23 protein-coding genes and 1 tRNA gene are annotated in these 23,637 nt (G+C 65.1%); 13 read left to right on the top strand and 11 right to left on the bottom strand.

The window, feature by feature from the left end; translation table 11 throughout:
• Positions 1-6: 6 nt before the first annotated feature.
• Together A5779_RS34365 and A5779_RS34360 are read left to right on the top strand one after the other, a co-directional pair.
• Entirely contained in the window at positions 7-303 is a 297-nt protein-coding gene (locus A5779_RS34365; RefSeq protein WP_236734634.1) for a hypothetical protein, read from the top strand.
• Positions 300-524 (top strand): methyltransferase family protein, encoded by a 225-nt coding sequence (locus A5779_RS34360; protein WP_236734633.1) that lies wholly within the window; start codon positions 300-302, stop codon positions 522-524. The genes A5779_RS34365 and A5779_RS34360 overlap by 4 nt, the downstream gene beginning before the upstream one ends.
• Here A5779_RS34360 and A5779_RS03780 read toward each other — a convergent pair.
• The 4 genes from A5779_RS03780 to A5779_RS03770 all read right to left on the bottom strand — a co-directional run bounded on the left by A5779_RS03780 (position 516) and on the right by A5779_RS03770 (position 4,542).
• Entirely contained in the window at positions 516-2,003 is a 1,488-nt protein-coding gene (locus A5779_RS03780) for a dihydrolipoyl dehydrogenase family protein (protein ID WP_082941513.1), read from the bottom strand. The genes A5779_RS34360 and A5779_RS03780 overlap by 9 nt on opposite strands.
• Positions 2,004-2,006: 3 nt before the next feature.
• On the bottom strand, positions 2,007-2,165 hold the full coding sequence (locus A5779_RS33405) for a hypothetical protein (RefSeq protein ID WP_207549022.1): 159 nt from the start codon (positions 2,163-2,165) through the stop codon (positions 2,007-2,009).
• Positions 2,162-2,926, bottom strand: a complete 765-nt coding sequence (locus A5779_RS03775) for a DUF427 domain-containing protein (protein WP_236734637.1) — start codon at positions 2,924-2,926, stop codon at positions 2,162-2,164. Before A5779_RS03775 ends, A5779_RS33405 begins: the two co-directional genes overlap by 4 nt.
• Positions 2,927-3,195: 269 nt before the next feature.
• The gene (locus A5779_RS03770) at positions 3,196-4,542 is read right to left on the bottom strand and encodes a TetR/AcrR family transcriptional regulator (protein ID WP_064879088.1); all 1,347 of its coding nucleotides are present in this window, start codon (positions 4,540-4,542) and stop codon (positions 3,196-3,198) included.
• 204 nt (positions 4,543-4,746) lie between these two features.
• Between A5779_RS03770 and A5779_RS03765 the strand changes: the two genes are divergently transcribed.
• From A5779_RS03765 to A5779_RS03750, 4 genes are all read left to right on the top strand, one after another.
• Positions 4,747-6,426: an MOSC and FAD-binding oxidoreductase domain-containing protein gene (locus tag A5779_RS03765; protein WP_064879086.1), complete on the top strand. Its 1,680-nt coding sequence runs from the start codon at positions 4,747-4,749 to the stop codon at positions 6,424-6,426.
• A gap of 274 nt (positions 6,427-6,700) precedes the next feature.
• Positions 6,701-7,213 carry a YkgB family protein gene (locus tag A5779_RS03760; protein WP_064879084.1) on the top strand — a complete coding sequence of 171 codons (513 nt, stop codon included), beginning with the start codon at positions 6,701-6,703 and terminating at the stop codon, positions 7,211-7,213.
• A 217-nt stretch (positions 7,214-7,430) separates the two neighbouring features.
• Positions 7,431-8,591 (top strand): LLM class flavin-dependent oxidoreductase, encoded by a 1,161-nt coding sequence (locus A5779_RS03755; RefSeq protein ID WP_064879082.1) that lies wholly within the window; start codon positions 7,431-7,433, stop codon positions 8,589-8,591.
• A gap of 18 nt (positions 8,592-8,609) precedes the next feature.
• Entirely contained in the window at positions 8,610-9,986 is a 1,377-nt protein-coding gene (locus tag A5779_RS03750; protein WP_064879080.1) for an NtaA/DmoA family FMN-dependent monooxygenase, read from the top strand.
• 4 nt (positions 9,987-9,990) lie between these two features.
• Here A5779_RS03750 and A5779_RS03745 read toward each other — a convergent pair whose 3' ends face one another.
• Positions 9,991-10,290, bottom strand: coding sequence for a hypothetical protein (locus A5779_RS03745; RefSeq protein ID WP_064879163.1), 300 nt, complete (start codon positions 10,288-10,290; stop codon positions 9,991-9,993).
• 68 nt (positions 10,291-10,358) lie between these two features.
• On the opposite strand from A5779_RS03745, the gene A5779_RS03740 reads away from it, so the two are divergent.
• Positions 10,359-11,624, top strand: coding sequence for an HNH endonuclease signature motif containing protein (locus A5779_RS03740; protein WP_064879078.1), 1,266 nt, complete (start codon positions 10,359-10,361; stop codon positions 11,622-11,624).
• A gap of 22 nt (positions 11,625-11,646) precedes the next feature.
• On the opposite strand, the gene A5779_RS03735 is transcribed toward A5779_RS03740, so the two are convergent.
• Positions 11,647-12,339: a potassium channel family protein gene (locus A5779_RS03735; RefSeq protein ID WP_064879161.1), complete on the bottom strand. Its 693-nt coding sequence runs from the start codon at positions 12,337-12,339 to the stop codon at positions 11,647-11,649.
• 79 nt (positions 12,340-12,418) lie between these two features.
• Between A5779_RS03735 and A5779_RS03730 the strand changes: the two genes are divergently transcribed.
• The gene (locus A5779_RS03730; RefSeq protein WP_064879076.1) at positions 12,419-13,915 is read left to right on the top strand and encodes a potassium/proton antiporter; all 1,497 of its coding nucleotides are present in this window, start codon (positions 12,419-12,421) and stop codon (positions 13,913-13,915) included.
• Between the two features lie 7 nt (positions 13,916-13,922).
• Here A5779_RS03730 and A5779_RS34940 read toward each other — a convergent pair whose 3' ends face one another.
• On the bottom strand, positions 13,923-15,908 hold the full coding sequence (locus A5779_RS34940; protein ID WP_110776845.1) for a peptidoglycan-binding protein: 1,986 nt from the start codon (positions 15,906-15,908) through the stop codon (positions 13,923-13,925).
• A 345-nt stretch (positions 15,909-16,253) separates the two neighbouring features.
• Here A5779_RS34940 and A5779_RS03720 point away from each other — a divergent pair, with 345 nt between their 5' ends.
• From A5779_RS03720 to A5779_RS03705, 4 genes are all read left to right on the top strand, one after another.
• Positions 16,254-17,762, top strand: coding sequence for a SulP family inorganic anion transporter (locus A5779_RS03720; protein ID WP_413784889.1), 1,509 nt, complete (start codon positions 16,254-16,256; stop codon positions 17,760-17,762).
• Positions 17,763-17,781: 19 nt separating this feature from the next.
• The gene (locus A5779_RS03715; protein ID WP_064879074.1) at positions 17,782-18,168 is read left to right on the top strand and encodes a MerR family transcriptional regulator; all 387 of its coding nucleotides are present in this window, start codon (positions 17,782-17,784) and stop codon (positions 18,166-18,168) included.
• A gap of 43 nt (positions 18,169-18,211) precedes the next feature.
• On the top strand, positions 18,212-18,904 hold the full coding sequence (locus A5779_RS03710) for an HAD family hydrolase (protein WP_064879155.1): 693 nt from the start codon (positions 18,212-18,214) through the stop codon (positions 18,902-18,904).
• 109 nt (positions 18,905-19,013) lie between these two features.
• The gene (locus A5779_RS03705; RefSeq protein ID WP_064879153.1) at positions 19,014-19,436 is read left to right on the top strand and encodes a DUF6319 family protein; all 423 of its coding nucleotides are present in this window, start codon (positions 19,014-19,016) and stop codon (positions 19,434-19,436) included.
• Positions 19,437-19,691: 255 nt separating this feature from the next.
• Here A5779_RS03705 and A5779_RS03700 read toward each other — a convergent pair whose 3' ends face one another.
• On the bottom strand, positions 19,692-20,006 hold the full coding sequence (locus tag A5779_RS03700; RefSeq protein WP_131811562.1) for a DUF732 domain-containing protein: 315 nt from the start codon (positions 20,004-20,006) through the stop codon (positions 19,692-19,694).
• 218 nt (positions 20,007-20,224) lie between these two features.
• Here A5779_RS03700 and A5779_RS03695 point away from each other — a divergent pair, with 218 nt between their 5' ends.
• The gene (locus tag A5779_RS03695) at positions 20,225-20,413 is read left to right on the top strand and encodes a DNA-directed RNA polymerase subunit alpha C-terminal domain-containing protein (RefSeq protein WP_064879069.1); all 189 of its coding nucleotides are present in this window, start codon (positions 20,225-20,227) and stop codon (positions 20,411-20,413) included.
• Positions 20,414-20,538: 125 nt separating this feature from the next.
• On the opposite strand, the gene A5779_RS03690 is transcribed toward A5779_RS03695, so the two are convergent.
• The 3 genes from A5779_RS03690 to pgm all read right to left on the bottom strand — a co-directional run bounded on the left by A5779_RS03690 (position 20,539) and on the right by pgm (position 23,572).
• Positions 20,539-20,611: transfer RNA gene (locus tag A5779_RS03690), tRNA-Ala, on the bottom strand.
• A 55-nt stretch (positions 20,612-20,666) separates the two neighbouring features.
• Positions 20,667-21,929, bottom strand: a complete 1,263-nt coding sequence (locus A5779_RS03685) for an MFS transporter (RefSeq protein WP_064879067.1) — start codon at positions 21,927-21,929, stop codon at positions 20,667-20,669.
• Positions 21,926-23,572, bottom strand: a complete 1,647-nt coding sequence (gene pgm, locus A5779_RS03680; RefSeq protein WP_064879065.1) for a phosphoglucomutase (alpha-D-glucose-1,6-bisphosphate-dependent) — start codon at positions 23,570-23,572, stop codon at positions 21,926-21,928. The genes A5779_RS03685 and pgm overlap by 4 nt, the downstream gene beginning before the upstream one ends.
• Between the last annotated feature and the right edge of the window lie 65 nt (positions 23,573-23,637).

Genomic DNA, 23,637 nt, shown 5'->3' with positions numbered 1-23,637 from the left:
TTCGACATGTCAGAACGGCGACTCTGGTGGCGGCACACCATCTCGGTGCTGATCGCCCCAGCGACGATGACGATCTTCATTCCGGCCTTGATCATCTGGTCCACCGGTGCGAAAGCCCCTGATCTGACCACCACTTCGGGCCTGCTGCTCGCCATCGCGGGCGCAGCATTGATCGCGTTCGGCCTGTGGTTTCTGGTGTGGACGGTGATCCTGTTCGACCGCATCGGCAAGGGCGCCCTGGCCATCGGATCCCCGGTCAACTGGTGGTGGAAGGTCCGTATCGACACGTCCGTAACCCGATGATGACCGCGGTGTTCTGCATCCAACTCGGTACCGCGGTGGCCATGGCCTCACCATGGCTCTTCGGCTGGTTCGCACTGTTCTGCACTCTGACCGTGATCGCGATCCCGGTCTTCGAGGAACCTCACCTCCGCCGGCGGTTCGGTGCTCAGTACGACGAGTTCCGGCGCAACGTTCCGCGGTGGATTCCGCGCCCGACCGCGTGGGTTCCGGTCTCAGTCTGATCGATCGGCATCGCGGTGCGCCTCCAGCAGGCGCAGCCACACCTCACTGATGGTCGGGAAGCACGGCACCGCATGCCAGAGGCGGTCGATGGGGACCTCGCCGGCGACCGCGATCGTGGCCGAGTGCAGCAATTCGACCACCCCGGGGCCGACAAAGCTGGCCCCGACCAGGATTCTGCGTTCGAGGTCTACGACAAGCCGGGCCTGTCCGGTATAGCCGTCCGCGTAGAAGTTCGCTCCGGGAACGGTTTGACCGATGTTGACATCGACGGCCTTGACGCGATGTAACTGCCGGGCGGCCTGCGCGTAGGTCAGTCCTACCGAGCCGGCTTCGGGATCGCTGAAGAATGCCTGCGGCACGGCGAGGGTGTCTGCCGTGGCGAGATGCGGACCCCACGGCGAGTCGTCCAGCGGAAGCCCTTGTGCCCGCGTGCCGATGACGTTGCCGACGATGCGCGCCTGATATTTGCCCTGGTGGGTCAGCAACGCGCGATGGTTCGCATCACCCAGTGCGTACAACCAGTCGCCTTCGGCCTCACGGACAGTGCAGGTGTCGTCGACATCGAGCCATGATCCGGGCGACAGCCCGATCGTCTCCAGTCCGATATCGGTCGTATTCGGCGTGCGCCCGGTGGCGAAGAGGATTTCGTCGACAACGAGACTGTCCCCGTCGTCCAGGATCACTTCCACCGGTTCGGCCGGCGACGTGCGCCGCAACTCGGTGACCGTCACCTCGGTACGCACCTCGACTCCGGAAGCCGAAAGACCCTGACGGACATGGTCACCGACGAAAGTCTCCATCTTGGGAAGGAGACCGGGGGTTCGCACCAACAATGTTACTTCGGAACCGAGTCCCCGCCAGGCCGTCGCCATCTCCACTCCGACTCCCCCGCCACCGACCACCGCCAACCGTGGAGGAACATCACTGCTGTCGGTGGCCTTGCGATTCGTCCAGGGCATCGCTTCGGCCACACCGGGTATGTCGGGTAGCGCCGCCGTGCTGCCGGTACACACCGCAACCGCCTGGCGGGCCGTCAATACTCGTGAATCCCGGCCGACCGTGGTCACCGTGACACGGCGCGGGCCGTCGAGACGTCCATGGCCCCGAATCAGGTCGGCACCCATGGCGGCAACCGTTTCGGCCTGGCCGTCGTCATTCCACTCGGTCACGTATCGGTCCCGACGGCCGAACACGCCCTTCACGTCGATGGGATCCGAAACTGCCTCGCGCGCACCGTCTATGCGTTGGGCGTCGGCGATCGCGAGCACCGGACGCAAGAGCGCCTTGCTCGGAACGCACCCCCAATAAGAACATTCACCGCCGACGAGTTCGCGCTCGATAACCGCAACGGTCAGGCCGGCGGCATGGGACCGCGCGGCGACGTTCTGCCCCACCGGGCCGGCGCCCAGAACGATGACGTCGTAGATACCGGTGTCGGAGCCCTCGGCCGGTGTTGATTCCAAGTTCTGGATGGTCAATGGTCAATCCGTTCCGTGAGTAGTCGTTGGGAGGTAGTCACGTTCCTGTAGGACCCACGAGTTGCCGTCGGGATCAATGACATCCGCGAAGCTTGCGTAATCCGACCGGTTCGGGTCGGACACCGGCACGGTGACGACTTCGAGCCGGGCTTGGATCGTCACCGTTCGTCTTCTGACCGGCCGAGAATCTCTGCGGGGTCCAACCCGCGGTCGACGCCGTGCGGCATGACGATCTGTCCGGGCTCCAGTTCCAGCTGCCGTCCGTCGAGCTGGACATCGACCTTGTCCGGCTCGAACGAGATGAGGTTGCGCACTCTGGCAAACTCTGTCCAGGCCTGCGTATACGACCATGCCGCCCGGCGCCGGTCGCCGATGTCGTAGTAGCTGGCCAATCCCTTGTACGGGCAGAATGTCTGCCCCTCAACAGGTTTCAGGACGGATTCGTCGACGTCCACACGGGGTACGTACCAGCGGACCGCAAATCCCGATTCATACAGCGCCAGGGGCTGGCTCGTCTCGGCGATCACCCGGTCACCGTGACGCACGATCAGGTTCCGCGACGTCGCGCGGATGTCGATGCGGTGGTACGCATCTGCCGCGTGACCGACGACGCGCTCATCCTCTTCGAAAAACGCATCCATCGCCCGCCAGGCAAACGCGAACCGATTCTCGAGTACACCGGCGTACGAAGGAAGAGAACTGAATCGCCAGGCGGCCCGTTTGACGGTGCGCTCTACCGACTGCGCACTGAACCATTGCACAGGTCCCAGTTCGGGGTGCTCGGTGACAACCCCTTCAGCATCAAGAACCTCTGGACTGACGTCATCAGCAGGGAAATAAGCGACCGGATAGCGCCCCGGCTCGTGCAGCAGGACGACATCCTGACTGTCGGCAATCCACTTGTCGCCCAACTTCACCCGCATTCGACGCCGTAGCGGCTCAGCAAACAGTAGTCGTTCCGGCAACGGTTGCGGAGTCAGGAACTGGCCAACGGATCCGGAGGCCAGTGGGCCCTGCTGCCAAGCCAGTCCCATCGAGTCATCCTCGCTCTTCGAGTTGGGCGTCCACATCGACCGATCGCAGTACGCAGACATCCAAGTTCGATCATTGGGTCTTATAACCCAATATTCTGGGTCACGTCACCCACTTTTGTCCAGGGGTATCCACAATCCGGCCGGAACGCCGGGTCCGGTTAAGACTTGGCGGGGCGCCGCGAGGTCGCTCGCGTTGAACGCTTCTCAGGGGTCACCGCAAAGGACGCGACATAGTCGACCGCCGCTCCGACCACCGCACGGAACGGCCCTGGGTGACCTGTGGCGAAAGCCAACATGGTGCCGCCCTGATGCGCAGCGACGAGCGCCACCGCCAGGTGATGCGGATCGGCCTGATCGACGAGTTCGCCCTTGCCGCGCATGGCATTCAGCCCCGAGTAGAAAAGTTCGATCCACTTTTCGTAGCCGGCGGCCAGGTCATCAAGGACTTCGGTGTCTTCGAGAAGCTCGCCGGTCAATGAGCCGTAGATGCATCCACCGCGGAGGTAAACCGTCTCCAGTTGGCGCTCACAAGCTTTGGCCCAGGAACGAATCGCGGCGAGGCTGCCGAGCTCCGAGAACTCCGGCTGCTTGTGAAATTCAAGGACATCGTCGGCGCGTGCCGCGATCACCTGCCGGGTCAGGTCCCGCTTGTCGGTGAAGTAGTGGGCGATCTGCGACCCGCTCACGCCGACGGCCCGCCGCACATCATCGAGGCTGGTGCCGCCGACCCCGTCGCGGAACATCAGTTCAGCGGCACCGTCGATGATTCGAGCCCTGGTCGCCAACCCCTTGCGCGTGAATCGCTGCGATGCGTCGTCAATCACCACTAACGGCGTGCGCCGGCCCCGCTGCCGACGCGGAGGACGTGCGACCCGCTCGGCGGGATCAGCGGCGAATAGGCGGAGGTAATTGACCACAAACCGGAGCGCGTCATTCAGCGGCCACTCCTGGCGGTAGGCGAATGTGAGCGTGCCCGCGCCCTGATGGCCGGCGACGACAACCATCGCCAGCGCCTTGGGGTCCGCCGATGTCACAAGTATGCCGCGATCCAGCATGCGCTGAAACGCCTGCTCCAGCAGGGAAATCCACTGTTCGTACCCGGCCGCCAGTGTATGCCGGGTTTGCTCGTCAGATTTCATCAGCTGACCCGCCAGCGCGTGGTAGGTCGGCGTCCCGGTGTAGCCGATCTTGCGCAGGTAGCGCATGTTGAGATCGAGCCAGCGCTCGAAGTCGTCGAAGGTGTCCAGGCCACCGAGCGCCGACTGGCGGTGGAAACCGAGCACGACCTCCATCTGCCGTTCCATCACCGCCCGGATCAACGCCTGCTTGTCCGCGTAGTAGTGACTGAGTTGCGAACCGCTCACCGCGGCGGCTTGCCGGACCTTGTCGAGGCTCAATCCGGACAGCCCATCATCGAGGATGACCCGCGCTGCGGACTGCAGGATGCGTTCGCGGGTGGCACGGCCCTTGGCCGTAAATCCTGTGGAAGGGCCTGCTGTGTACATTTGCCGATCAGTCTACCGTCCTCCCACATCATGAGATTCACGATTGAGGCAGCACGCCGTAGCGCCCCGCGCCCGCCGATCAACGAGCGATTGACGCCACCCTCCCACGGTGCGATATTGGGGTAGGAAACCCAAAATTGCCCACCCCCGTCCTGGCCCTCTGGCGACTCGTCAAGCGCGCGGCACGGCATCTGAAGGAGCGGCATGGCACGGCTGCTTTCGGTGAATGTCGGAATGCCCACAGATGTTTCTTGGCGGGGCAAGACGATCCATACCGGGATCTACAAAGAGCCCGTCGAGGGGCCCGTCCTGGTCCGCCGACTCAATGTCGACGGCGATGGGCAGGGCGATCTCAACGGTCACGGCGGCGAGAACCGCGCGGTCATGGTCTACCAGGCCGAGTCATATGACTACTGGCGCCGCCAGCTGGGCCGTGATGACCTGGCACCCGGGCAATTCGGGGAAAACTTCACGGTGTCTGGACTGTCGGATGAGGCCGTGTGCATCGGGGATCGCTATCGGATCGGCGACGCGGAATTCGAAGTCACCCAACCCCGCGTCACGTGTTTCAGGGTGGGTATGCGCCTCGGAATAGCGGACATGCCCAGACTCCTGGTAGCTCATCACCGCCCGGGATTCTATTTCCGGGTTCTCACCGAGGGACAGGTCTGCGCGGGCGATCAGATCGTCCAAACCAGGCAAGGCACACACCGGTTGTCCGTCGCGGCGGTCGACGCGATGCTCTACCTGCCAGATCCCGACAAGGACGGCATGCGCCTGGCCGCCGAAATCCCTGCCTTGAGCCCTGGATGGGCGCAGTCGTTCCATGAGCTACTGTCGCCCGATCCCGCCGCCGGACCCCAACCGGCTTGGCGGGGTTTTCGTCCGATGCGCATCGGCGCCATCCGCCGCGAGACCAGCAACGTAACGTCGTTCGAGTTGCTAGCGGATGAGCCCCTCCCCACTCCGCTGCCGGGCCAGTACGTGACGGTCCGCATCGCCACGCCCGGGCAAGCCCCGACGCTGCGCAGCTATTCACTATCGGGAGCCCCAACGGGCGACCGGTACCGAATCAGCGTGAAGCGCGAACCACACGGCTTGGTCAGTCAATGGTTCCATCACACGGCCACCGTCGGCACCTCTGTAGACATCGGGGCGCCGCGTGGGGACTTCCACCTTGCCGATTCCCCGGGTCCGCTGCTTCTGATGTCGGCCGGCATCGGCGTCACGCCGGTTCTGGCGATGCTGCATTACCTGGCGACCACGTCCAGTTCCCGACGCGTTATCTGGGTCCACACCACGCATGACGAGTCCTCGCACGCATTCCGCGACGAGATCACCACGTTGTTGACGGCACTGCCGAATGCTGAACGGCACGACTTCTACACCGCTGCGCCCGGTCGGCGGCTTGACGACGCGCGGGTCGCTGCGCTGGGACTGCCGGCGAACGCCACCGCTTTCCTCTGTGGACCGTCGAAGTTCATGGAAGATATGACCTCCGCTCTGACCGCTGTTGGGATCACGCGGATCCACTCGGAATTATTCGGTGCTCGGCCGGCGGTGAACCCGGGATCACTACCCACGGCGCAGGTACGTCGTCCGCACCCTCCGGGCGGCGAACCCGGTACCGGCGCTGCGGTGACATTCGCCCGCTCAGGACTGACCGCGCCCTGGTCGCCGCGACACCGCACCGTGTTGGAACTGGCCGAGGCCTGCGATGTCCCCACGCAGTACTCCTGCCGCAGCGGCGTATGCCATCTATGTGTGACCGAGGTGATCAGTGGCGGCTTCGATTACGTGACCGATCCACTTGACCCACCCGCAGCCGGGTCGGCCCTCATCTGCTGCGCTGCGCCGGCCAGCGACCTGGTCTTGGACCTGTAGAACCGCTAGGACATTCCCAGCGACCCGCGAAGATCGCTCTCACACTCGGTCGACTGCCTGCCACCCGACTTAAAACCTTGACTGGGTCATACACCCCAATACTGCTCTTAGAAGCACGGCTGCACGCCGAGACTTGGACGCATTTCCCCACATCGATTGCATGTAAGACCGCCGCGCGTCCGGTCCCGACCCTCAAATTGGGTTGCATAACCCATTTTTTGGGCTACATTGATCTACACCACCACGCAGCACTACCTATTCGCAGAGGATCACCATGACGACATCGTCAAGCCGAACGAAACTACTTGACACAATCAATATTTCGGCGATCGACACAATCGCGGCCATCCTTGGGCGCTACGGCCTCGTAGTGGTCATCGGGTGGATCGGCGCCCTCAAATTCGCGGACTTCGAAGCTCAACAGATCCAGCCCCTGGTTGCCCACAGCCCGTTCATGGGTTGGCTGTACAACTTTCTTCCGGTTTACCCGTTCTCTGCGCTGCTCGGCGTGTTCGAGCTGACCGCGGCCGCACTCATCGCGATCAAGCCACTCGCGCCGAAGCTGTCGATAGCCGGCAGCTTGCTGGCGATACTGCTCTTCCTCGCCACTGTCAGCTTTCTGTTCACCACTCCCGGAGTCACCGAACCCAAGGGCGGCGGGTTTCCCGCGTTGTCCATGACAGGCGAGTTCCTGCTTAAAGACATCCCACTACTCGGACTCTCCTTCTGGACGCTGTCAGACTCCATCAAATCTGCACGTCAGCGGGCAACCACAGCTCAGCAGTAGTCCGTTGTGTCCGAACGGGGGGCTGACACATCGTCCGCCCGGCCGTTCGCCGCCCGAGGTCCCTGAAAAGCGACCGCACGCACTTTCGCATCACCCTGCGTCGATCTCTTCAGGCAGGTCAGACTGGGTTGGACACTCGCGACAGCTCCCGCCCGGGATTACCCGGGTGTGAGCTCGCGTTGTCGCCAGAGACCGCGACTGAAAGTGAGAACCGTCGATGGGCACCCCACTGCACCTCGCCGTCGCACTCGATGGCACCGGCTGGCACCCGGCTTCCTGGCGCGAGCCGCTGGCCCGCCCTGCCGAAACACTCACCCCGCGGTACTGGACGGACCTCGTCAGCCAGGCCGAACGCGGCCTGCTCGATTTCGTCACGATCGAAGACGGACTCACCCTCCAGTCCGACCATCCCTTCCGCCCCGATGACCGCACCGACCGGATACGCGGACGCCTCGACGCCGTACTGATCGCGTCCCGCGTCGCACCCCGCACCCGCCACATCGGTCTGGTGCCCACCGTCATCACCACCCATACCGAGCCGTTCCACGCGTCCAAGGCGATCGCCACCCTCGACTACGTCAGCACCGGCCGCGCCGGGGTGCGGGTCCAGGTCGCCTCCCGTCGGGATGCCGCAGCCCATTTCGGCCGACGCCGCCTGCCCGACGAACGTGCCGCGCTGAGTGCAGAGTTGTTCGACGAGGCAGGCGATTACGTGGAGGTATTGCGCCGGCTGTGGGACAGCTGGGAGGACGACGCCGAGATCCGCGACGTGGCCACCGGACGGTTCATCGATCGAAACAAGCTGCACTACATCGATTTCCAGGGCGCCTCGTTCTCCGTCAAAGGCCCCTCGATCACCCCGCGGCCGCCGCAGGGGCAGCCTGTCGTTGCCGCGCTCGGCCACGTCGACCCCGCTTACCGACTCATCGCGGCCAGCGCCGACGTCGGTTTTGTCACCCCACACAGCGTCGATGAGGTCGCCACTCTTGTCGACATCATCGCTGCATCGCGACCTGCCGATACCGCTGCGGTGCGGGTGTTCGCCGACCTGGTGGTATTCCTTGACGACGCGCCTGACGCAGCGCGCACACGACGCGAACGCCTCGACGAACTCGCCGGAGCCGAATACCGCAGTGACGCTGAGGTTTTCATCGGAACGCCACTGCAGCTCGCCGACCTGCTGGAAGACTGGCATACCGCCGGCGCCACGGGTTTCCGGTTGCGTCCGGCCGCACTCCCGCACGACCTGCAGCAGATCACCGAAGTGTTGGTCCCCGAGCTGCAGCGCCGCGGCCTGTTCCGCCAGTCTTACGAAGCATCCACCCTTCGCGGCCTGCTGGGCCTGCCCCGCCCCGCCAACCGCTACACCACCGTCTGACGTCGACAGGACACGCGCATGAGCAAGCCCGTCAAGCAGATTCATCTGGCCGCGCACTTCCCCGGGGTCAACAACACCACGGTGTGGAGCGACCCCGAATCCGGCAGCCACATCGAGTTCGATTCGTTCGTGAAGTTCGCGCAGGCCGCCGAGCGCGGCAAATTCGACTTCATGTTCCTGGCCGAGGGGCTGCGTCTACGTGAACAGGGCGGCCAGATCTACGACCTCGACGTGGTGGGACGCCCCGACACCTTCACGGTGCTGGCCGCGCTGGCCGCGGTAACCGACCGGCTCGGCCTGACCGGCACCATCAACTCGACCTTCAACGAACCCTACGAGGTGGCAAGGCAATTCGCCTCGCTCGACCACCTCTCCGACGGCCGGGCCGCATGGAACGTCGTCACCTCGTGGGATGCGTTCACCGGGGAGAACTTCCGCCGCGGCGGCTTCCTGCCGGAGAACCAGCGCTACGAACGGGCCGAGAGCTTCCTGGCCGCCGCCAACACCCTGTTCGATTCCTGGCGGGGCGACGAGATCGTCGCCGACAAGGACAGCGGTATCTTTCTGTCCGATTCCACCGTCGGCGAGTTCGCCTACCACAATGATCATTTCGACATCAGCGGTCGGTTCAACGTCCCGCGAAGCCCACAGGGACGCCCGGTGATCTTCCAGGCCGGGGACTCCGACCGCGGACGCGAGTTCGCGGCCGCGGCCGCCGACGCCATCTTCTCGCGGTACGGGACGCTGGAGGACGGCCAGAAGTTCTATGCCGACGTCAAGGGTCGCCTGGCCAAATACGGCCGTCGCCACGACCAGTTGCTGATCCTGCCCGCGGCCACCTTCGTGCTCGGCGACACCGACGCCGAAGCTGCTGAGTTGGCCCACGAGGTCCGTCTGGCCCAGGTCTCCCCCGCCACCGCGATCAAGTTCCTCGAACAGCTGTGGAACCGTGACCTCACCGATCACGACCCCGATGGCCCGTTACCCACCGTCGACCCACTGGTCGGCGAGAACACCATCGCCAAGGGCCGCGCCAGCGTGCGTATCCACCGCGACCCGATCGCGGTCGCCAACGAGTGGCGCGCCAAGGCCGAAGCCGAGAACCTGACCACCCGCGAGCTCATCATCGAGGTCACCGGGCGACAGAACTTCGTCGGCTCGGCCGCCACCATTGCCGAATCCATCAACCATCTCGTGCAATCCGATGCCAGCGACGGTTTCATCCTGGTCCCCCACGTCACGCCGGGCGGGCTCGACCCGTTCGTCGATCGCGTCGTACCGCTACTGCAGGAGCGCGGTGTGTTCCGCACCGACTACGAGGGGACGACGCTGCGAGAACATCTGGGCCTGGAGCTGCCCCAGCCGCGCCAGGAACGCACAGCCGCAACAGGTTAGGCCCCTACTCGGGTGCGTCGGGCTCGGTGCGGTCCTTGTACTCCCAGCTCGCCCCCGCAGTGAGTGTGCCGGGTTCGAGCTCAGTGCGCCCGGCATCGCGCACATGCACCGTCTGCGCGAGGATCTCGTCGGGCTTGCCGCCGATCACGATGACCGGGTGCTCGTATTCGATGCCGTAGAGCTTGAGCGCGGCATGCACGGCGTGTGCGGCGGCCTTACCGCGCGTCATCTTCGCGTTCGAGTTGACTCTGATCACCAGCCGGCGTTCCGGCGCTTCGGTACCCTCGGCGTCTTCGGCATCCATGACCATCAGCCTAAAGCCACCATGTTGTACGACCCGAACTTGTCGTACCCCTCTGCTTTGATGGTGTCATGTCTTCGGGCGCAGCTTCTTTCACTGGTGGGGTGAGCCCAGTGCAGCGGCTGGAGATGTTGTTCGACGAGGTCGCCGAGCTGACCGGCCAACGCAACGCGATCGACGCACGCATCGTGGAGATCGTCGCCGAGATGGATCGCGACGAACTGTGCGGCGCCACCGGCGCTCGCTCCATCCAAGCGTTGGTGGCCTGGAAAACCGGCATCGCTCCACGTAACGCCGAATCCGTCGTGGCCGTCGCACGTCGACTCGAAGAATTCCCCCGCTGTGCGCAAGGGATGCGTGAAGGCAGGCTGTCGCTGGATCAGGTTGGGGTGATCGCCGAAAAAGCCGCCGACGGCTCCGATGAGCACTACGCCGAGTTGGCCGCCGTCGCCACCGTCCGCCAGTTGCGTACTGCGGTCAAGCTGGAACCACGCCCCGAACCCGAAACCCGGCCCGAACCGGAGCGTTCGATCACCAAGAACGTCGAGGACGAGTACACCACCTGGCGAATCCGGTTGCCGCGGTTGGACGCGGCGAAATTCGACACCGCACTGCAGTCGCACCACGATGCGGTGATCGCCGACTGGAAACGCGACCACGACACCGACGGTGAACCGGCGTCGGATCAGGCACCGCCGTTCCCCAACCTGGTGGATGCGTTCATGAGCCTGATCGAGGCAGGGTGGGACGTCGAGACGGCACGCCGCCCGCACGGACAGCACACCGCCGTGGCCGTACATGTCGACCTGGACAAGCACGGCGACAAACCCGTCGCCGCGCTGCATCTGGGGCCGCTGCTCACCGACGACGAACGAAGCTACCTACTGTGCGATGCCACCTGTGAGGCCTGGTTCGAACGCCGCGGCCAGGTGATCGGCGCAGGCCGCACCACCCGCACCATCAGCCGCCGCCTCCGCCGGGCACTCGAACACCGCGACCGGTGCTGTGTGGTCCCGGGCTGCGGATCCACCCGTGGATTGCACGCCCATCACATCGTGCATTGGGAAGACGGTGGGCCGACCGAACTGAACAACCTGGTGCTGGTGTGTCCGTTTCACCACCGATTGCACCACCGGGGCGGCATCACGATCACCGGCCCCGCCGACCGGCTCGTGGTCGCCGACAGCGCCGGCAAACGGTTGCCGGGCGGGTCGTTGGCCCGTCCACCCACGACACCCCCACCTGTTGTCCCGCCGTGCCCCGGACCTACCGGTGAGCGCGCCGACTGGTGGTGGTACCAACCGTTCCAACCCAAACCACCGCCTAAAGTCGCTTAGCCCAGGGCCACCTCGAGGCCCGTCACGGCTCGTCGGAAACCACTTCCCGCAGGAACTCCCCGCCATGGATCGCAGCGAGCAGTGAGTTCTCCGAGGTGCGGTTGGCGGTGAAGAGCAGCTCGTCGCCGGCTTCGAACACATCGTCAAGCTTGGGCAACCTGACCTTGTTTCCGCGGACGATGGTGACCAGCGCGGTGTCCACGGGCAGGTCCAGCCGGTCCACCCGCTGACCGACCACCGGGTTGTCTTCCGGCAGCGTGAGTTTGGTCAGCTCGACCCGGCCGCCGCGCAACGTCATCAACCGCACCATGTGCCCGACGTCGATTGCACCCTCGATGCCGGCGACCAACGAGCCCGGCGTCGACACCGCGACATCGATGCCCCAGTCCTGCCCGAACAGCCACTGGTTGCGGATGTCGTTGATCCGGGCCACCACCCGCGGCACCCCGAACTCGGACTTGGCCAGCAACCCGACCACGAGATTGGACTTGTCGTCACCGGTCGCGGCGATCAGCACGTCGGCGGTTTCGATCCCGGCACCCTCCATCGCCGAGAGCTCACACGCGTCGGCCAGCAGCCAATCCGCACCCGGCACCGTGTGCGGTTCGTAGCGCCGGTACAGCTGCTCGATCAGCAGGACCTTGTGGCCGTTGTCGAGCAATTCACGGGCCACGGAGCGACCCACATTGCCCGCACCGGCAACCACGACTCGCATCTTCCGTTCGCCCACTCGGCCATTTTCCCCTATCGGCACGGCGCACTCGCGGCCCTTCTGCCTGATTAACTAATTCTCGATGAGCCTGAACCAGCTGTACCTGACCTTGCTGACCGGCGGCATCGTGCTGCTGGCGAGCATCATCGGCACGCGCGTGGCGACCCGCATCGGCTTCCCCAGCCTGCTGTTTTTCCTGGCAGTCGGCATGGTGCTGGGCGTCGACGGGATCGGGCTGGACTTCCACAACGTCGAGCTGGCCCGCAACGTGTGCACCACGGCGTTGGCGATCGTGCTCGTCGAGGGCGGCTTGACGACCCGGTTCTCCGATATCCGAGGGGTGCTGGCGCCCGCGGGCGTGCTGGCCACCCTCGGCGTGGTGATCAGCACCGCCATCACCGCCGTCGGCGCGCATCTGCTTCTGGGAGTGGACTGGCAACTCGCGCTGCTGCTCGGGGCGATCGTGTCCTCCACAGATGCGGCCGCGGTGTTCTCGGTGCTGCGGATCCTGCCGTTGCCCCGACGCCTGGCCGGGCTCCTGGAAGCAGAGTCCGGCTTCAACGATGCCCCCGCGGTCATCCTGGTGTTGACGTTCAGCGTGGTGCCGTTCGTGTTCCACCCCGAGGGCGCCATCACCGACCTGCTCTACGAACTGATCACCGGCTCGCTGCTCGGCCTGGGTGTCGGGTTCGCCGGAGCGTTCGCGTTGCGCCGCATCGCACTGCCTGCCTCGGGGCTCTACCCGATCGCCACCTTCGGGTTGGGCTTCATCGCATTCGCCGCCGCGGGCAGCGCCCATGCGAGCGGCTTCATCGCCGCCTACCTGTCCGCAGTGGTGCTGGCCAACTCCGGCCTGCCACACAAATCAGCCACCCGATCGTTCGCCGAGGGAGTCGGCTGGCTGGCCCAGATCGGACTGTTCGTCCTCCTCGGGTTGCTGGTGAACCCGCACGATCTGGCCGGCGACATCATCCCGGCGATCGTCATCGGGCTGGTGCTGTTGCTGATCGCGCGGCCGGTGTCGGTGGTCCTGTCACTGGCCGGATTCCGCATCCCGTTGCGCGAACAGCTCTTCCTGTCCTGGGCGGGCTTACGCGGTGCGGTGCCGATCGTGCTCGCCACGTTTCCGATCGTCGCGGGCGTCCCCGACAGCTACCGGCTACTCAATATCGTGTTCGTGCTCGTGGTGATCTTCACCCTGATACAGGCGCCCAGCATCCGATTCGTGGCCAACGCGCTCGGGCTGATCACCCGCGACATCACCCGCGAGATCCAAGTCGAAGCCGCACCGCTGGACGTGCTCGACGCCGAGCTGTTGACCATGACAGTGCAGCCCCATTCCCGGCTGCACAACGTCACCATCCTCGAACTGCGGCTGCCCGACCCGGCAGTCATCACGCTGATCATCCGCAACGGCCGCACCTTCGTTCCGCTGCCGGACACCCGCATCGCCGTCGGCGACGAACTGCTCATCGTCACCACCAGCAAGACACGGACGGCGGCCGAGGCCCGGCTGCGCGCGGTGAGCCGGCGCGGCAAGCTCGCCTACTGGTTCGACGAATACGGGCTTGAGGATTGACGTCCGATCAGGCGGGACCGGATACGCATTGTCGCCACGTGGCCGGCCCGACGACGCCGTCGACGTCGATGGCGCGGCTCTTCTGGAACTTGCGCACCGCCGCGTCGGTGATCGGGCCGAAGTCGCCGTCGACATCGATGGGGGTGGCCTGACTCAGGTTCACCCTTACCTGCACTGCCTTCACGGCCTCACCCATGCTACCCGGGCGGACCGTGATGAACAGCCGAGTCCAGGTGACCGGTCCCACGATGCCGTCGACCTTGACGCCCTGACTGCCTTGGAACACCCGCACCGCCGCGTCGGTGAGCGGGCCGAAGTCGCCGTCGACTTTCAGACCGAAACCCCTCGCGCGCAACAGATGCTGCAGGATCTTGACGAAGGCACTGTCGGTGCCCAAGCGCAGTTCGATCATCGTGTCCTGTTGCGCGGGGTCGTCGGTGAGCGGGTTGAGCAACTCGGCTCGCCCGTCGAAAGCGAACAGCAGCAAGTCCGTCATGCGGAAGGTGAGCCGATCGGGCCCCAGGTTGGGACGCCAATGTGGCTCACGCACAATGGAATACTTGCTTCCTTCCATCGCCCGGTGGAACACCTCGGCCACAATGCGCCCACCTACGCCGGTGAGCCGCCCTCCACCGAACACCTCGGCTTCCCGCAGGATGTAGAACCACAATGGGGTGGTGGCGACCAGTTCGTTGCCCAACGCGGCAGAAAGACCGTTCAACTGAGCACCCCCGTTGCCCTTGAGGATCTGCTCGGCGTTGAGCGCGGTGACGTTGGCGAGTGCTGCCATCTGCTGGCCGCTGGCGAGCTTGACCATGTTGGCCCGCATGAGGTTCCGGAACGCCAGGTTGGCCTGAAGCGGCGGTACCGGGACATTGGGGTCGCCGCCGAATGAACCCGGCGGGAGGGTCGCGAGCGGATCCGTCAGTCTGGTGTCGATCCTGAGCGCCCGGTTGAACTTGGCCTTCGGCACCACCAGGTCGGGACGCCCCGCCTCGGCGAAGTCGTACAACCGGCGGAAGTCGGCGATCCACGTGGACGGCAAGGGACTGTTGCCCGATAGTCCACCGCTGGTTCCCGAGAAAGCGAACAGCGCCGACAGAGTTCCTTGCCCGTTGTCGAAGATCTTGTTCCAGTTGTAGGCCGAGCGAACCATACTGTGGCCCATGCGAAATGCTGCGACGGAGAACTCGATCGGCATGGTGGGGCTACCGCCTGGAATCGGTGATTTCTCGAAGAGCTTGCGACCGTGGGTGAAGACGTCGTGCACGATTCCGGGGTCGACGATCTTCGGTAGATAATCGTGTAGCAACATCCACTGGTAATGCTTGACGACGCGCGCCCGCGCCGTCTCGAACACTGCCGGAGCGGGAACCGGGCCGAGGGTGTCGAGCACCCGGTTGTGGAACCTGATGAAGGCAAGGTGGGTCTGGGCCACCACCAGGTTCTCATCGTTGCGATGGTCAGGTATCACCGCCGTCTTCCGCGCCGGGTCGCGCGGCAGGTCGAAGCCGTCGAACCCAGGCAGGATCGGGCCCTGCCCGATGGTGCTGCCCATCTTCAGGTGCAGCCCGTCGGTGTAGAACTGCGGGTCTTTGACTGGACCGCGCTCGTAGACCGAATCGAGATCGAGTGTGGGCGAACGGCCCTGGATAAGTTCGTCGACCGTCAGGTCCGATCCGAGCGGAGCGACAGTGTCGTCCCTCGTCAGGTCGTGATCGGCGAACTGACCCAGATACGTGTATCCGGCCGGAATCTCACCGTCTTGATCCGACGGCGGTTCGGTCATCGCCTTGGCCAATTCGGTGATCAACCCGACGCTGGCCGGCGTGCCTTTCGGCCCGATGCGCGAGAAGCGGAACTTGCCGAGCAGAGCTGTGTCGGATATGCGAGTCACCGCCTCCGCCGACAGGGTGCGGGTTTCGTCAGCAGCTTCCGGCGTCACCAGACCCTCACCGACGATGTAGAAGTTGTCTCGACCGTGACGTGTCATGATGCCCCCGATGCGATGACTGTTGGTGATCGCCAGTCAACTCCGGACACTGCGGCGTCGGCATGAGTAGTGCGCTACCCGAATTCGGCCCGCGCCGGCGGTCCGCCGCCCAATCCACTCCGCTGTGGCGTCGAGCACATCCACGCTTCTCGATTTGAAACACAACCCTCCCCCATGGGTAGAGTTCAACTACCACGCCGAACGTGGGGGCCCGTCGTCCGCGCCTGTCGGCCCTGCGACCGTGATCGATTGCATGTTCCGGCAATACCTTTCACGCAACGACGCGTGTCTCGACTGTGCCCACATCTGCCCTCCGCGTTAGACCGAGGGCGCCGAAACGGAGTTGTGTTGAAACGATCGACCGATGCGGTGACGCCGCACGAACAGCAATCGGTGCTCGCTGCGCTCCGTTCGCCGCGCCGGCTACGCACCGAGATCCTCGCCGGCCTCGTGGTGGCGTTGGCCCTGATCCCCGAAGCCATCTCGTTCTCGATCATCGCCGGGGTAGATCCGCGCATCGGCCTGTTCGCCTCGTTCACGATGGCGGTGACCATCGCGATCGTCGGTGGACGGCCGGCGATGATCTCGGCGGCGACGGGTGCCGTCGCCCTGGTAGTGGCCCCGCTGGTGCGCAGTCACGGCCTGGACTACCTGATCGCCACGGTTATCCTCGCCGGAGTGCTGCAGCTGATCCTCGGCGGTCTGGGGGTCGCGAAGCTGATGCGCTTCGTGCCGCGCAGCGTGATGGTCGGCTTCGTGAACGCGTTGGCGATCCTGATCTTCCTGGCCCAGTTGCCCCATCTGCTCGGGGTGCCGTGGCTGGTCTACCCGATGGTCGCGGTCGCCATCGCCGTCATCGTGGCGCTCCCGAAACTGAGCACCGCGATCCCCGCACCGCTGGTGGCCATCGCGGTGCTCACCGCCGCCACCGTCGGATTCGGCTGGTCGATTCCCAACGTCGGTGACGAGGGGCAGTTGCCTTCGAGCCTGCCGTCTCTGCTGGTTCCCAACGTCCCCTTCACCCTGCACACGCTCGGGGTCATCGCGCCCTATGCACTCGCCATGGCGGTGGTGGGCCTGCTGGAATCGTTGATGACGGCCAAGCTGGTCGACGACGTCACCGACACCCACTCCGACAAGTCCCGTGAGGCTCTAGGCCAAGGCGTGGCCAACATCGTCACCGGATTCTTCGGCGGTATGGGCGGCTGCGCCATGATCGGGCAGACCATGATCAACGTGAAGGCATGCGCTGCGCGGACTCGGATCTCGACGTTCCTGGCCGGCGCGTTCCTGCTCGGTCTGGTCGTCGGCCTCGGCGATATCGTGGCCCAAATCCCCATGGCCGCACTGGTCGCGGTGATGATCATGGTGTCGGTCGGGACCTTCGATTGGCACAGCATCAACCCGAAAACGTTGCGGCGCATGCCCAAGAGCGAAACCGCCGTCATGCTGGCCACCGTCGCGGTCACGGTGGCGACCAGCAACCTGGCCTACGGCGTCGCTGTCGGCACCCTGACGGCCATGGTGCTGTTCGCCCGCCGGGTCGCCCATTTCACCGAGGTGGTGGACATCGACCATCCCGACGAGAACACCCGGGTGTACGCGGTCCGCGGCGAGCTGTTCTTCGCCTCCAGCAATGACCTGGTCTACCAGTTCGATTACGCCGGCGACCCCGACAACGTGATCATCGACATGAGCCAGGCTCACATCTGGGACGCGTCCACCGTGTCCACTCTGGACGCCATCACCACCAAATACGCTGCCAAGGGCAAGACCGCCACCATCGTGGGCATGAACGAGAACAGCGCAGAACGGCACGCGCGACTCAGCGGCCAACTCGCCGCGGCACACTGACCGTCACAAGGGGGAAGCGTTGAGCAGCCAGGATCACCTGCAGATCGGCGAGGTCGCCGCACGAACTGAGTTGTCCATCAAGACAATCCGGCACTACGACGAGGTCGGTCTGGTTGTACCCTCGGCACGGTCCGCGGGCGGCTTCCGCCTCTACACCGCCGACGACGTCAACAGGCTGCTGGCGATCCGCCGCATGAAACCGTTGGGATTCACCCTCGACGAAATGCGAGAACTGCTCGACGCCCTCGATACCCTCAACTCCCCTACCTCGACCGCCGCGCAGCGCACCAAGGCCACAACCTATGTGGCCGAATGCCATACCCGCGCGCAGGAAGCCTGCGCCAAACTCACCCGGCAACTGGCATACGCGCAGGAACTGACCGAGCAACTGGCGCATTACCGCTGATCCGTTTGATCTGCGGGCACGCGGGTATACCGCGCGCATGCCGATGTCGAGCCCTTTTGCGGTCCTGTTCGACGTCGACGGGACGCTCGTCGACACGAACTACCTGCACGTGCATGCCTGGGCGCGCGCGTTCCGCGAGGAGAACATCGATGTGGAGTCCTGGCGGATCCACCGCAGCATCGGCATGGATGGCAGCACCCTCGTGGCAAACCTGTCCGGGGACGCGAGTGACGATGTGCAGCAACGCCTCAAGGACCGGCACAGCAGTCTCTACAAAGACAGCGCGGACCTGATCGTCCGGCTTCCGGGCGCCCGCGAATTGCTGCACCATCTCGCCGAGCAAGGGGTGCGGGTCGTGCTCGCCAGCTCCGCGCCGGAAGACGAACTCGCGATCACCCGAAAGATTCTCGACAGTGACGACGCCATCGCGGCAGCGACGTCATCGAAAGATGTCGACACAGCCAAGCCCGACCCGGACATCGTCGAGGTGGCATTGAAGCGCGCCGGCGTGTCCGCCGAGCAGGCCGTCTTTGTCGGCGACGCGGTGTGGGACGGTGAAGCCGCCACCCGCACCGGCGTACCGTTCGTCGGCGTACGGTGCGGCGGAGTCGCCGACTCCGAGCTCGAAAAAGCCGGTGCACAAGCTGTTTTCGATGATCCACTCGAGCTTCTGCGGCGCCTGGACACCACCATCATCGGCGCACATCTGCACGGAGACGTCCACCCGACGAAGTGAGGGTGACGGGCGCGTCGACTTGACCACAGAGGTCGAACATGTGTTCTAATGTCCTCGCCGCCCATCCCGCTCAGTGCGGGCGATGTCCGAAAAGGAGTTCGCCGTGACGATGACTGTAGACGCTCAGGCCCCAGAAACCACACCCACCGATTTCGACACTCCCGACGACCTGACCGCTCCACCCGAGAGCACCACGCCCGTCGCGGAGGGCCCCGCCGACGAGAAGCCACGGAAGGCCCCGGCCAAGAAAGCGCCGGCCAAGAAAGCCAAGACCATCGAGCTGACGCTCACCGTCACCGGCACCGCCGACGGTGAATGGCACGCCGAACTCAAGCAGGGCACCACCTACCTGGCGCGCAATGTCGCGGTCGCGGCTGCTGCCGTCTCGCGCGCAGCCAAGGAGCTGCACGAGGACCTCTCGACGCCCATCGACGAGGTGATCGAGGAGGCCCGCTCACAGCAGGCCGCCAAGGTCGCCGCGCTCGAAGCCGAACTCGAAGCTGCGCGAAAGGTCTTGTCCGACTTGGAGTGAGGTCGGCATTGCCGTAGGGCACGTTCGGAACCGGCCCGTTCCTGACTTGTGGAGGCTTCACCACTGTTCATCTGGCCGATCGTCAAAAAATTTGACGATCGGCCGTGGACATTGTGTCGGAGGAACTGCCACTCGAATCGTTGCACCCGAACCGTCGCGGTCCTTGGCTGGCGGTGGCGGCCGAACTCGAAGCCACGCGAAAGGTCTTGTCCGACTTGGAGTGAGGCACTTCAAGTCGGCCAGAACCGCTTTTGGTCAGGGCGCGGGCGCGAGCGTGTCCGGGCACAACTCATGCTGCGCGGCGTCCACCATCGGAGGGTTTGCCCAGCCGATCAACTCCCATGACATGAGGACATTTTCGGGCGTTGAACCGCCGTAGCGAAGCTTGTCGCAGATGGTACGACCGAGCGTCAGTAAGGATGTCGTGGGCAAGAGTTGGGGCCCCAGCGCGGCTAGGTAACTCCCCTCGTCGGCCTGAGCGCTTCCTGGCGCCACCATTGCAACGGACGCGAAACTTGCTGCGATAGCGATCGATAGCTTGATGCGGCGGCTGACCGCTTGGTTTTTCACGAGCGGAACGGTACCGGTCCAAGCGGGTTTCCCTGAGGCTTTTCAAGAGTTCTTTTGACTGTCTCGTTAATTTTGACGGACCGACCGGTACTGCCCGACAGGTGTGGCCTCGTGTCGTTGCACCGGTGTGGAACTCAGCCGTCGACAGCAGCGATGGGCGGGCCAGTCGGGGGCGATCCGTAATCGCACGCGTCATGTTCTGAGATACGGTCACCGGCATGGGTGAAGGTCAAGAGCTGCCCCCGATTCCAGCCGAGTTCGAGCAATTCACCCCCCGCACCGCTCGCGCACTGGTTCGCGGGGGCTACCTCCGCATCCGCGACGTACAGGCGGCAACCGACACCGAACTCCTGGCGCTGCGCAACTTTGGGTTCCTCAGCCTCGCCGAAGTGCGGGCTGTGGACTGATGGCGGCCACCGGTCCGACTTTGGTCCGGAAGCAGCTCAGCCACAGTCAGGGCATCGCGGAAACAAGTCGTCCAGCAAAACCAAAAAACCCGCCCCGACCGAAGTCAGAACGGGTTTTCCAAACGTGGAGCTAAGGGGATTCGAACCCCTGACCCCCACACTGCCAGTGTGGTGCGCTACCAACTGCGCCATAGCCCCGTTTGTCGTGCCCCACGAAGTTACACCACGGCTACCCCAGGTTCAAAATCGCTGGTCAGGGAACCTCTCCACCGGCCTCCGGACCCAGCGCGCGGGCCGGCGTGTGCTCGGCTGACGGCCTTCCGCGGGTCTCTGGAGCGAAGACCCAGCCAAGCGCAGCCACCAGGAGAATCACCCCGCTGATCACGAACGCCCAGGAGAACGACAGGTACTGCGCGATCAGCCCGACCAGCAGTGAGCCCCCGACCGATCCGACGTCGGCCATCATCTGGAAGGTCGCCACTGCGGTGCCGCCGCGGGCCTTGTTGCCGATGATGTCGGCCACTGCGGCCTGCTGTGGCGCAGTGAAGATTCCGGTCGAGAAACCCGCGATGTAGGCGCTCACCAGAAACAGCGTCAGCCCGTCGGTGAATCCGACCATCACGGTCGAGATGCCGGCCGCGGTGAGCCCCACGATCAACAGCAGCCGCCGCCCCACCCGGTCGGACAGGTAGCCGCTGGGGATCACCGCCGATACATTGCCGACCGCGAAGGTGGCCAGCGCGAGCCCGGCCATCCCGGGCCCTCGGTGCAACACGTCGACGATGAACAACGGCACCAAGGCGATTCGGAGCCCGAAGGCCGACCAGCCGGTGGCGAAGTTCGACAACAGCGCCGCCCGGTAGGCGCGGTTGCGCAGCGCCGTGCGGACGGTCACCTTCGGGCCTTCGTCCGGCGCGGGCGCGGCCAGCGAGGAGTGCCGCAGACTGATGAACACCACCGCGGCGGCCACCAACAGGGCCGCGCCATAGATGACGAACGGTGCGTTCAGGCCGAGGCCCGCGGTGAGGCTGCCGAGCACTGGCCCGCCGACGGAGCCGACCAGGAACGCCGAGGAGAACATGCCGGCCACGCGGCCGCGGGCATCCTCCGGGCTCACCCGGATCATCAGCCCCAGCGCCGAGACGAAGAACATCGTCGAGCCGACACCGCCCAACGACCGGAACAACAGGAGCTGCCAGTACGTCTGCGCGAACGCGCAGGCGCCGGTGGTGACGGCGACGATCAGCAGCCCCCACACGTAGATGCGGCGCTCCCCCAGCCGCTGGATCAGGACCCCGGTGGCGGGTGCGAAACACAGCCTCATCAGGGCGAACGCGGTGATGACGAAGGTCGCGGCGCTGATGCTGACCCCGAAGTGTCGGGCGTAGGCCGGCAGCACCGGAGCCACCACGCCGTAGCCGAGCGCGATGACGGCGTTGGCGACGATCAAGACCCAGACTTCACCTGGCAGCTTGGCCTTGGTGTCGGGCTGACAGTCGCCCTCCTTAACGCTCACCCAATGACTGTATTAACCACATCCTTGGCGGCCTCCTGCACCTCCGCCAGATGGTCAGGACCGAGGAAGGACTCGGCGTAGATCTTGTAGACGTCCTCGGTGCCCGATGGCCGGGCAGCGAACCAGGCGTTCTCCGTCGTGACCTTCAGCCCGCCCAATGCCGCCCCGTTGCCCGGCGCGGCAGTCAGCTTCGCAGTGATGGGTTCACCGGCCAGCTCGGTGGCGCTGACCTGCTCGGGCGACAACTTGGCCAACCGCGCCTTCTGGTCCCGGTCGGCCGGTGCGTCAATACGCGCATACGTGGGCGACCCGTATCGTTCGGCCAGCTCGGCATACCGCTGTGACGGCGTCGACCCGGTGACCGCCAGGATCTCCGAGGCCAGCAGCGCCAGGATGATGCCGTCCTTGTCGGTGGTCCAGGTCGACCCGTCCGTGCGGAGGAACGAGGCACCCGCGCTCTCCTCGCCGCCGAACCCGATGCCGCCGCCGATCAGCCCGTCGACGAACCACTTGAACCCGACCGGCACCTCGACCAGCTTGCGGTCCAGGCCGGCCACCACCCGGTCGATGATCGAACTGCTCACCGCGGTCTTGCCCACCGCGGTGGCCGCCGGCCAGTTGGGCCGGTGGGTGTAGAGGTAGTCGATGGCGACGGCCAGATAGTGGTTGGGGTTCATCAGGCCGCCGTCCGGGGTGACGATGCCGTGCCGGTCGGAGTCGGCGTCGTTGCCGGTGGCGATCTGATAGGTGTCGGGGTGGCCGATGACTTTCGAAACAAGCCCAGCCATGGCATTCGGTGAACTGCAGTCCATCCGGATCTTGCCGTCAGTGTCCAGGGTCATGAACCGCCACGTCGCGTCCACCAGCGGGTTCACCACGGTCAGGTCGAGGTTGTACCGCTCGGCGATCGCGCCCCAGTAATCGACGCTGGCACCGCCGAGCGGGTCGGCACCGATGCGGATGCCCTCGGCACGGATCGCGTGCAGATCCACCACGTTGGCAAGATCCGCCACGTAGGCGTCGAGGTAACCGTGACGCTGCGCCATCTGCACTGCCCGCGACAACGGCATGCGTTTCACGTCCTTGAACCCGTCACGCAGGATCTCGTTGGCGCGCTTGGCGATCCAGCCCGTGGCGTCGGTGTCGGCGGGGCCGCCGTTGGGCGGGTTGTACTTGAAGCCGCCGTCGCGGGGCGGGTTGTGGGATGGGGTGACGACGATGCCGTCGGCCAGGTCGGCGTCGCGGCCCCGGTTGAAGGTCAGGATGGCGTGGCTGACGGCGGGCGTCGGGGTGTAGCGGTCCGCCGAATCGATCATCGCCACAACGTCGTTGGCCGCCAGCACCTCCAGCGCCGACGCCCAGGCCGGTTCCGACAGCGCGTGGGTGTCGCGGCCGAGGAACAACGGGCCGGTGGTGCCCTGCGCGGCGCGATACTCGACGATGGCCTGCGTGGTGGCCAGGATGTGGCCTTCGTTGAACGCGGTGTCCAGACTGGAGCCGCGGTGCCCGGAGGTGCCGAACACCACCTGCTGGGCGATGTCGTCGGGATCGGGCCGCCTGGTGTAGTACGCGGTCACCACCTCGGCGACGTCGATCAGATCCTCGGGTTGAGCCGGTTGCCCGGCGCGGGGATTGGCAGCCATGGTTCCCGATTTCCCTCCGACAACTGGCGTTCGACGGTCAGAGCAAGCCTTACACAAGTCGGTTA

Origin of the sequence: Mycolicibacterium peregrinum, from assembly GCF_001665625.1 — a bacterium.
Classification (GTDB): domain Bacteria; phylum Actinomycetota; class Actinomycetes; order Mycobacteriales; family Mycobacteriaceae; genus Mycobacterium; species Mycobacterium peregrinum_B.
Note: the sequence above shows the minus strand (reverse complement) of the source record. Positions and strands in the feature narration are given on the sequence as shown.

What these genes read in the sequence shown, in the direction of transcription:
- A5779_RS03695 (WP_064879069.1), top strand. Translation starts at nt 20,225, where the DNA reads ATGGGTGAAGGTCAAGAGCTGCCCCCGATTCCAGCCGAGTTCGAGCAA.
- A5779_RS03755 (WP_064879082.1), top strand. Translation starts at nt 7,431, where the DNA reads ATGGGCACCCCACTGCACCTCGCCGTCGCACTCGATGGCACCGGCTGG.
- A5779_RS03775 (WP_236734637.1), bottom strand. Translation starts at nt 2,926, where the DNA reads ATGCGGGTGAAGTTGGGCGACAAGTGGATTGCCGACAGTCAGGATGTC.
- A5779_RS03730 (WP_064879076.1), top strand. Translation starts at nt 12,419, where the DNA reads ATGAGCCTGAACCAGCTGTACCTGACCTTGCTGACCGGCGGCATCGTG.
- A5779_RS03765 (WP_064879086.1), top strand. Translation starts at nt 4,747, where the DNA reads ATGGCACGGCTGCTTTCGGTGAATGTCGGAATGCCCACAGATGTTTCT.
- pgm (WP_064879065.1), bottom strand. Translation starts at nt 23,572, where the DNA reads ATGGCTGCCAATCCCCGCGCCGGGCAACCGGCTCAACCCGAGGATCTG.
- A5779_RS03735 (WP_064879161.1), bottom strand. Translation starts at nt 12,339, where the DNA reads ATGCGAGTCGTGGTTGCCGGTGCGGGCAATGTGGGTCGCTCCGTGGCC.
- A5779_RS03770 (WP_064879088.1), bottom strand. Translation starts at nt 4,542, where the DNA reads ATGTACACAGCAGGCCCTTCCACAGGATTTACGGCCAAGGGCCGTGCC.
- A5779_RS03745 (WP_064879163.1), bottom strand. Translation starts at nt 10,290, where the DNA reads ATGGATGCCGAAGACGCCGAGGGTACCGAAGCGCCGGAACGCCGGCTG.
- A5779_RS34360 (WP_236734633.1), top strand. Translation starts at nt 300, where the DNA reads ATGATGACCGCGGTGTTCTGCATCCAACTCGGTACCGCGGTGGCCATG.
- A5779_RS34940 (WP_110776845.1), bottom strand. Translation starts at nt 15,908, where the DNA reads ATGACACGTCACGGTCGAGACAACTTCTACATCGTCGGTGAGGGTCTG.
- A5779_RS03705 (WP_064879153.1), top strand. Translation starts at nt 19,014, where the DNA reads ATGACTGTAGACGCTCAGGCCCCAGAAACCACACCCACCGATTTCGAC.
- A5779_RS03760 (WP_064879084.1), top strand. Translation starts at nt 6,701, where the DNA reads ATGACGACATCGTCAAGCCGAACGAAACTACTTGACACAATCAATATT.
- A5779_RS03750 (WP_064879080.1), top strand. Translation starts at nt 8,610, where the DNA reads ATGAGCAAGCCCGTCAAGCAGATTCATCTGGCCGCGCACTTCCCCGGG.
- A5779_RS03710 (WP_064879155.1), top strand. Translation starts at nt 18,212, where the DNA reads ATGTCGAGCCCTTTTGCGGTCCTGTTCGACGTCGACGGGACGCTCGTC.
- A5779_RS03740 (WP_064879078.1), top strand. Translation starts at nt 10,359, where the DNA reads ATGTCTTCGGGCGCAGCTTCTTTCACTGGTGGGGTGAGCCCAGTGCAG.
- A5779_RS34365 (WP_236734634.1), top strand. Translation starts at nt 7, where the DNA reads ATGTCAGAACGGCGACTCTGGTGGCGGCACACCATCTCGGTGCTGATC.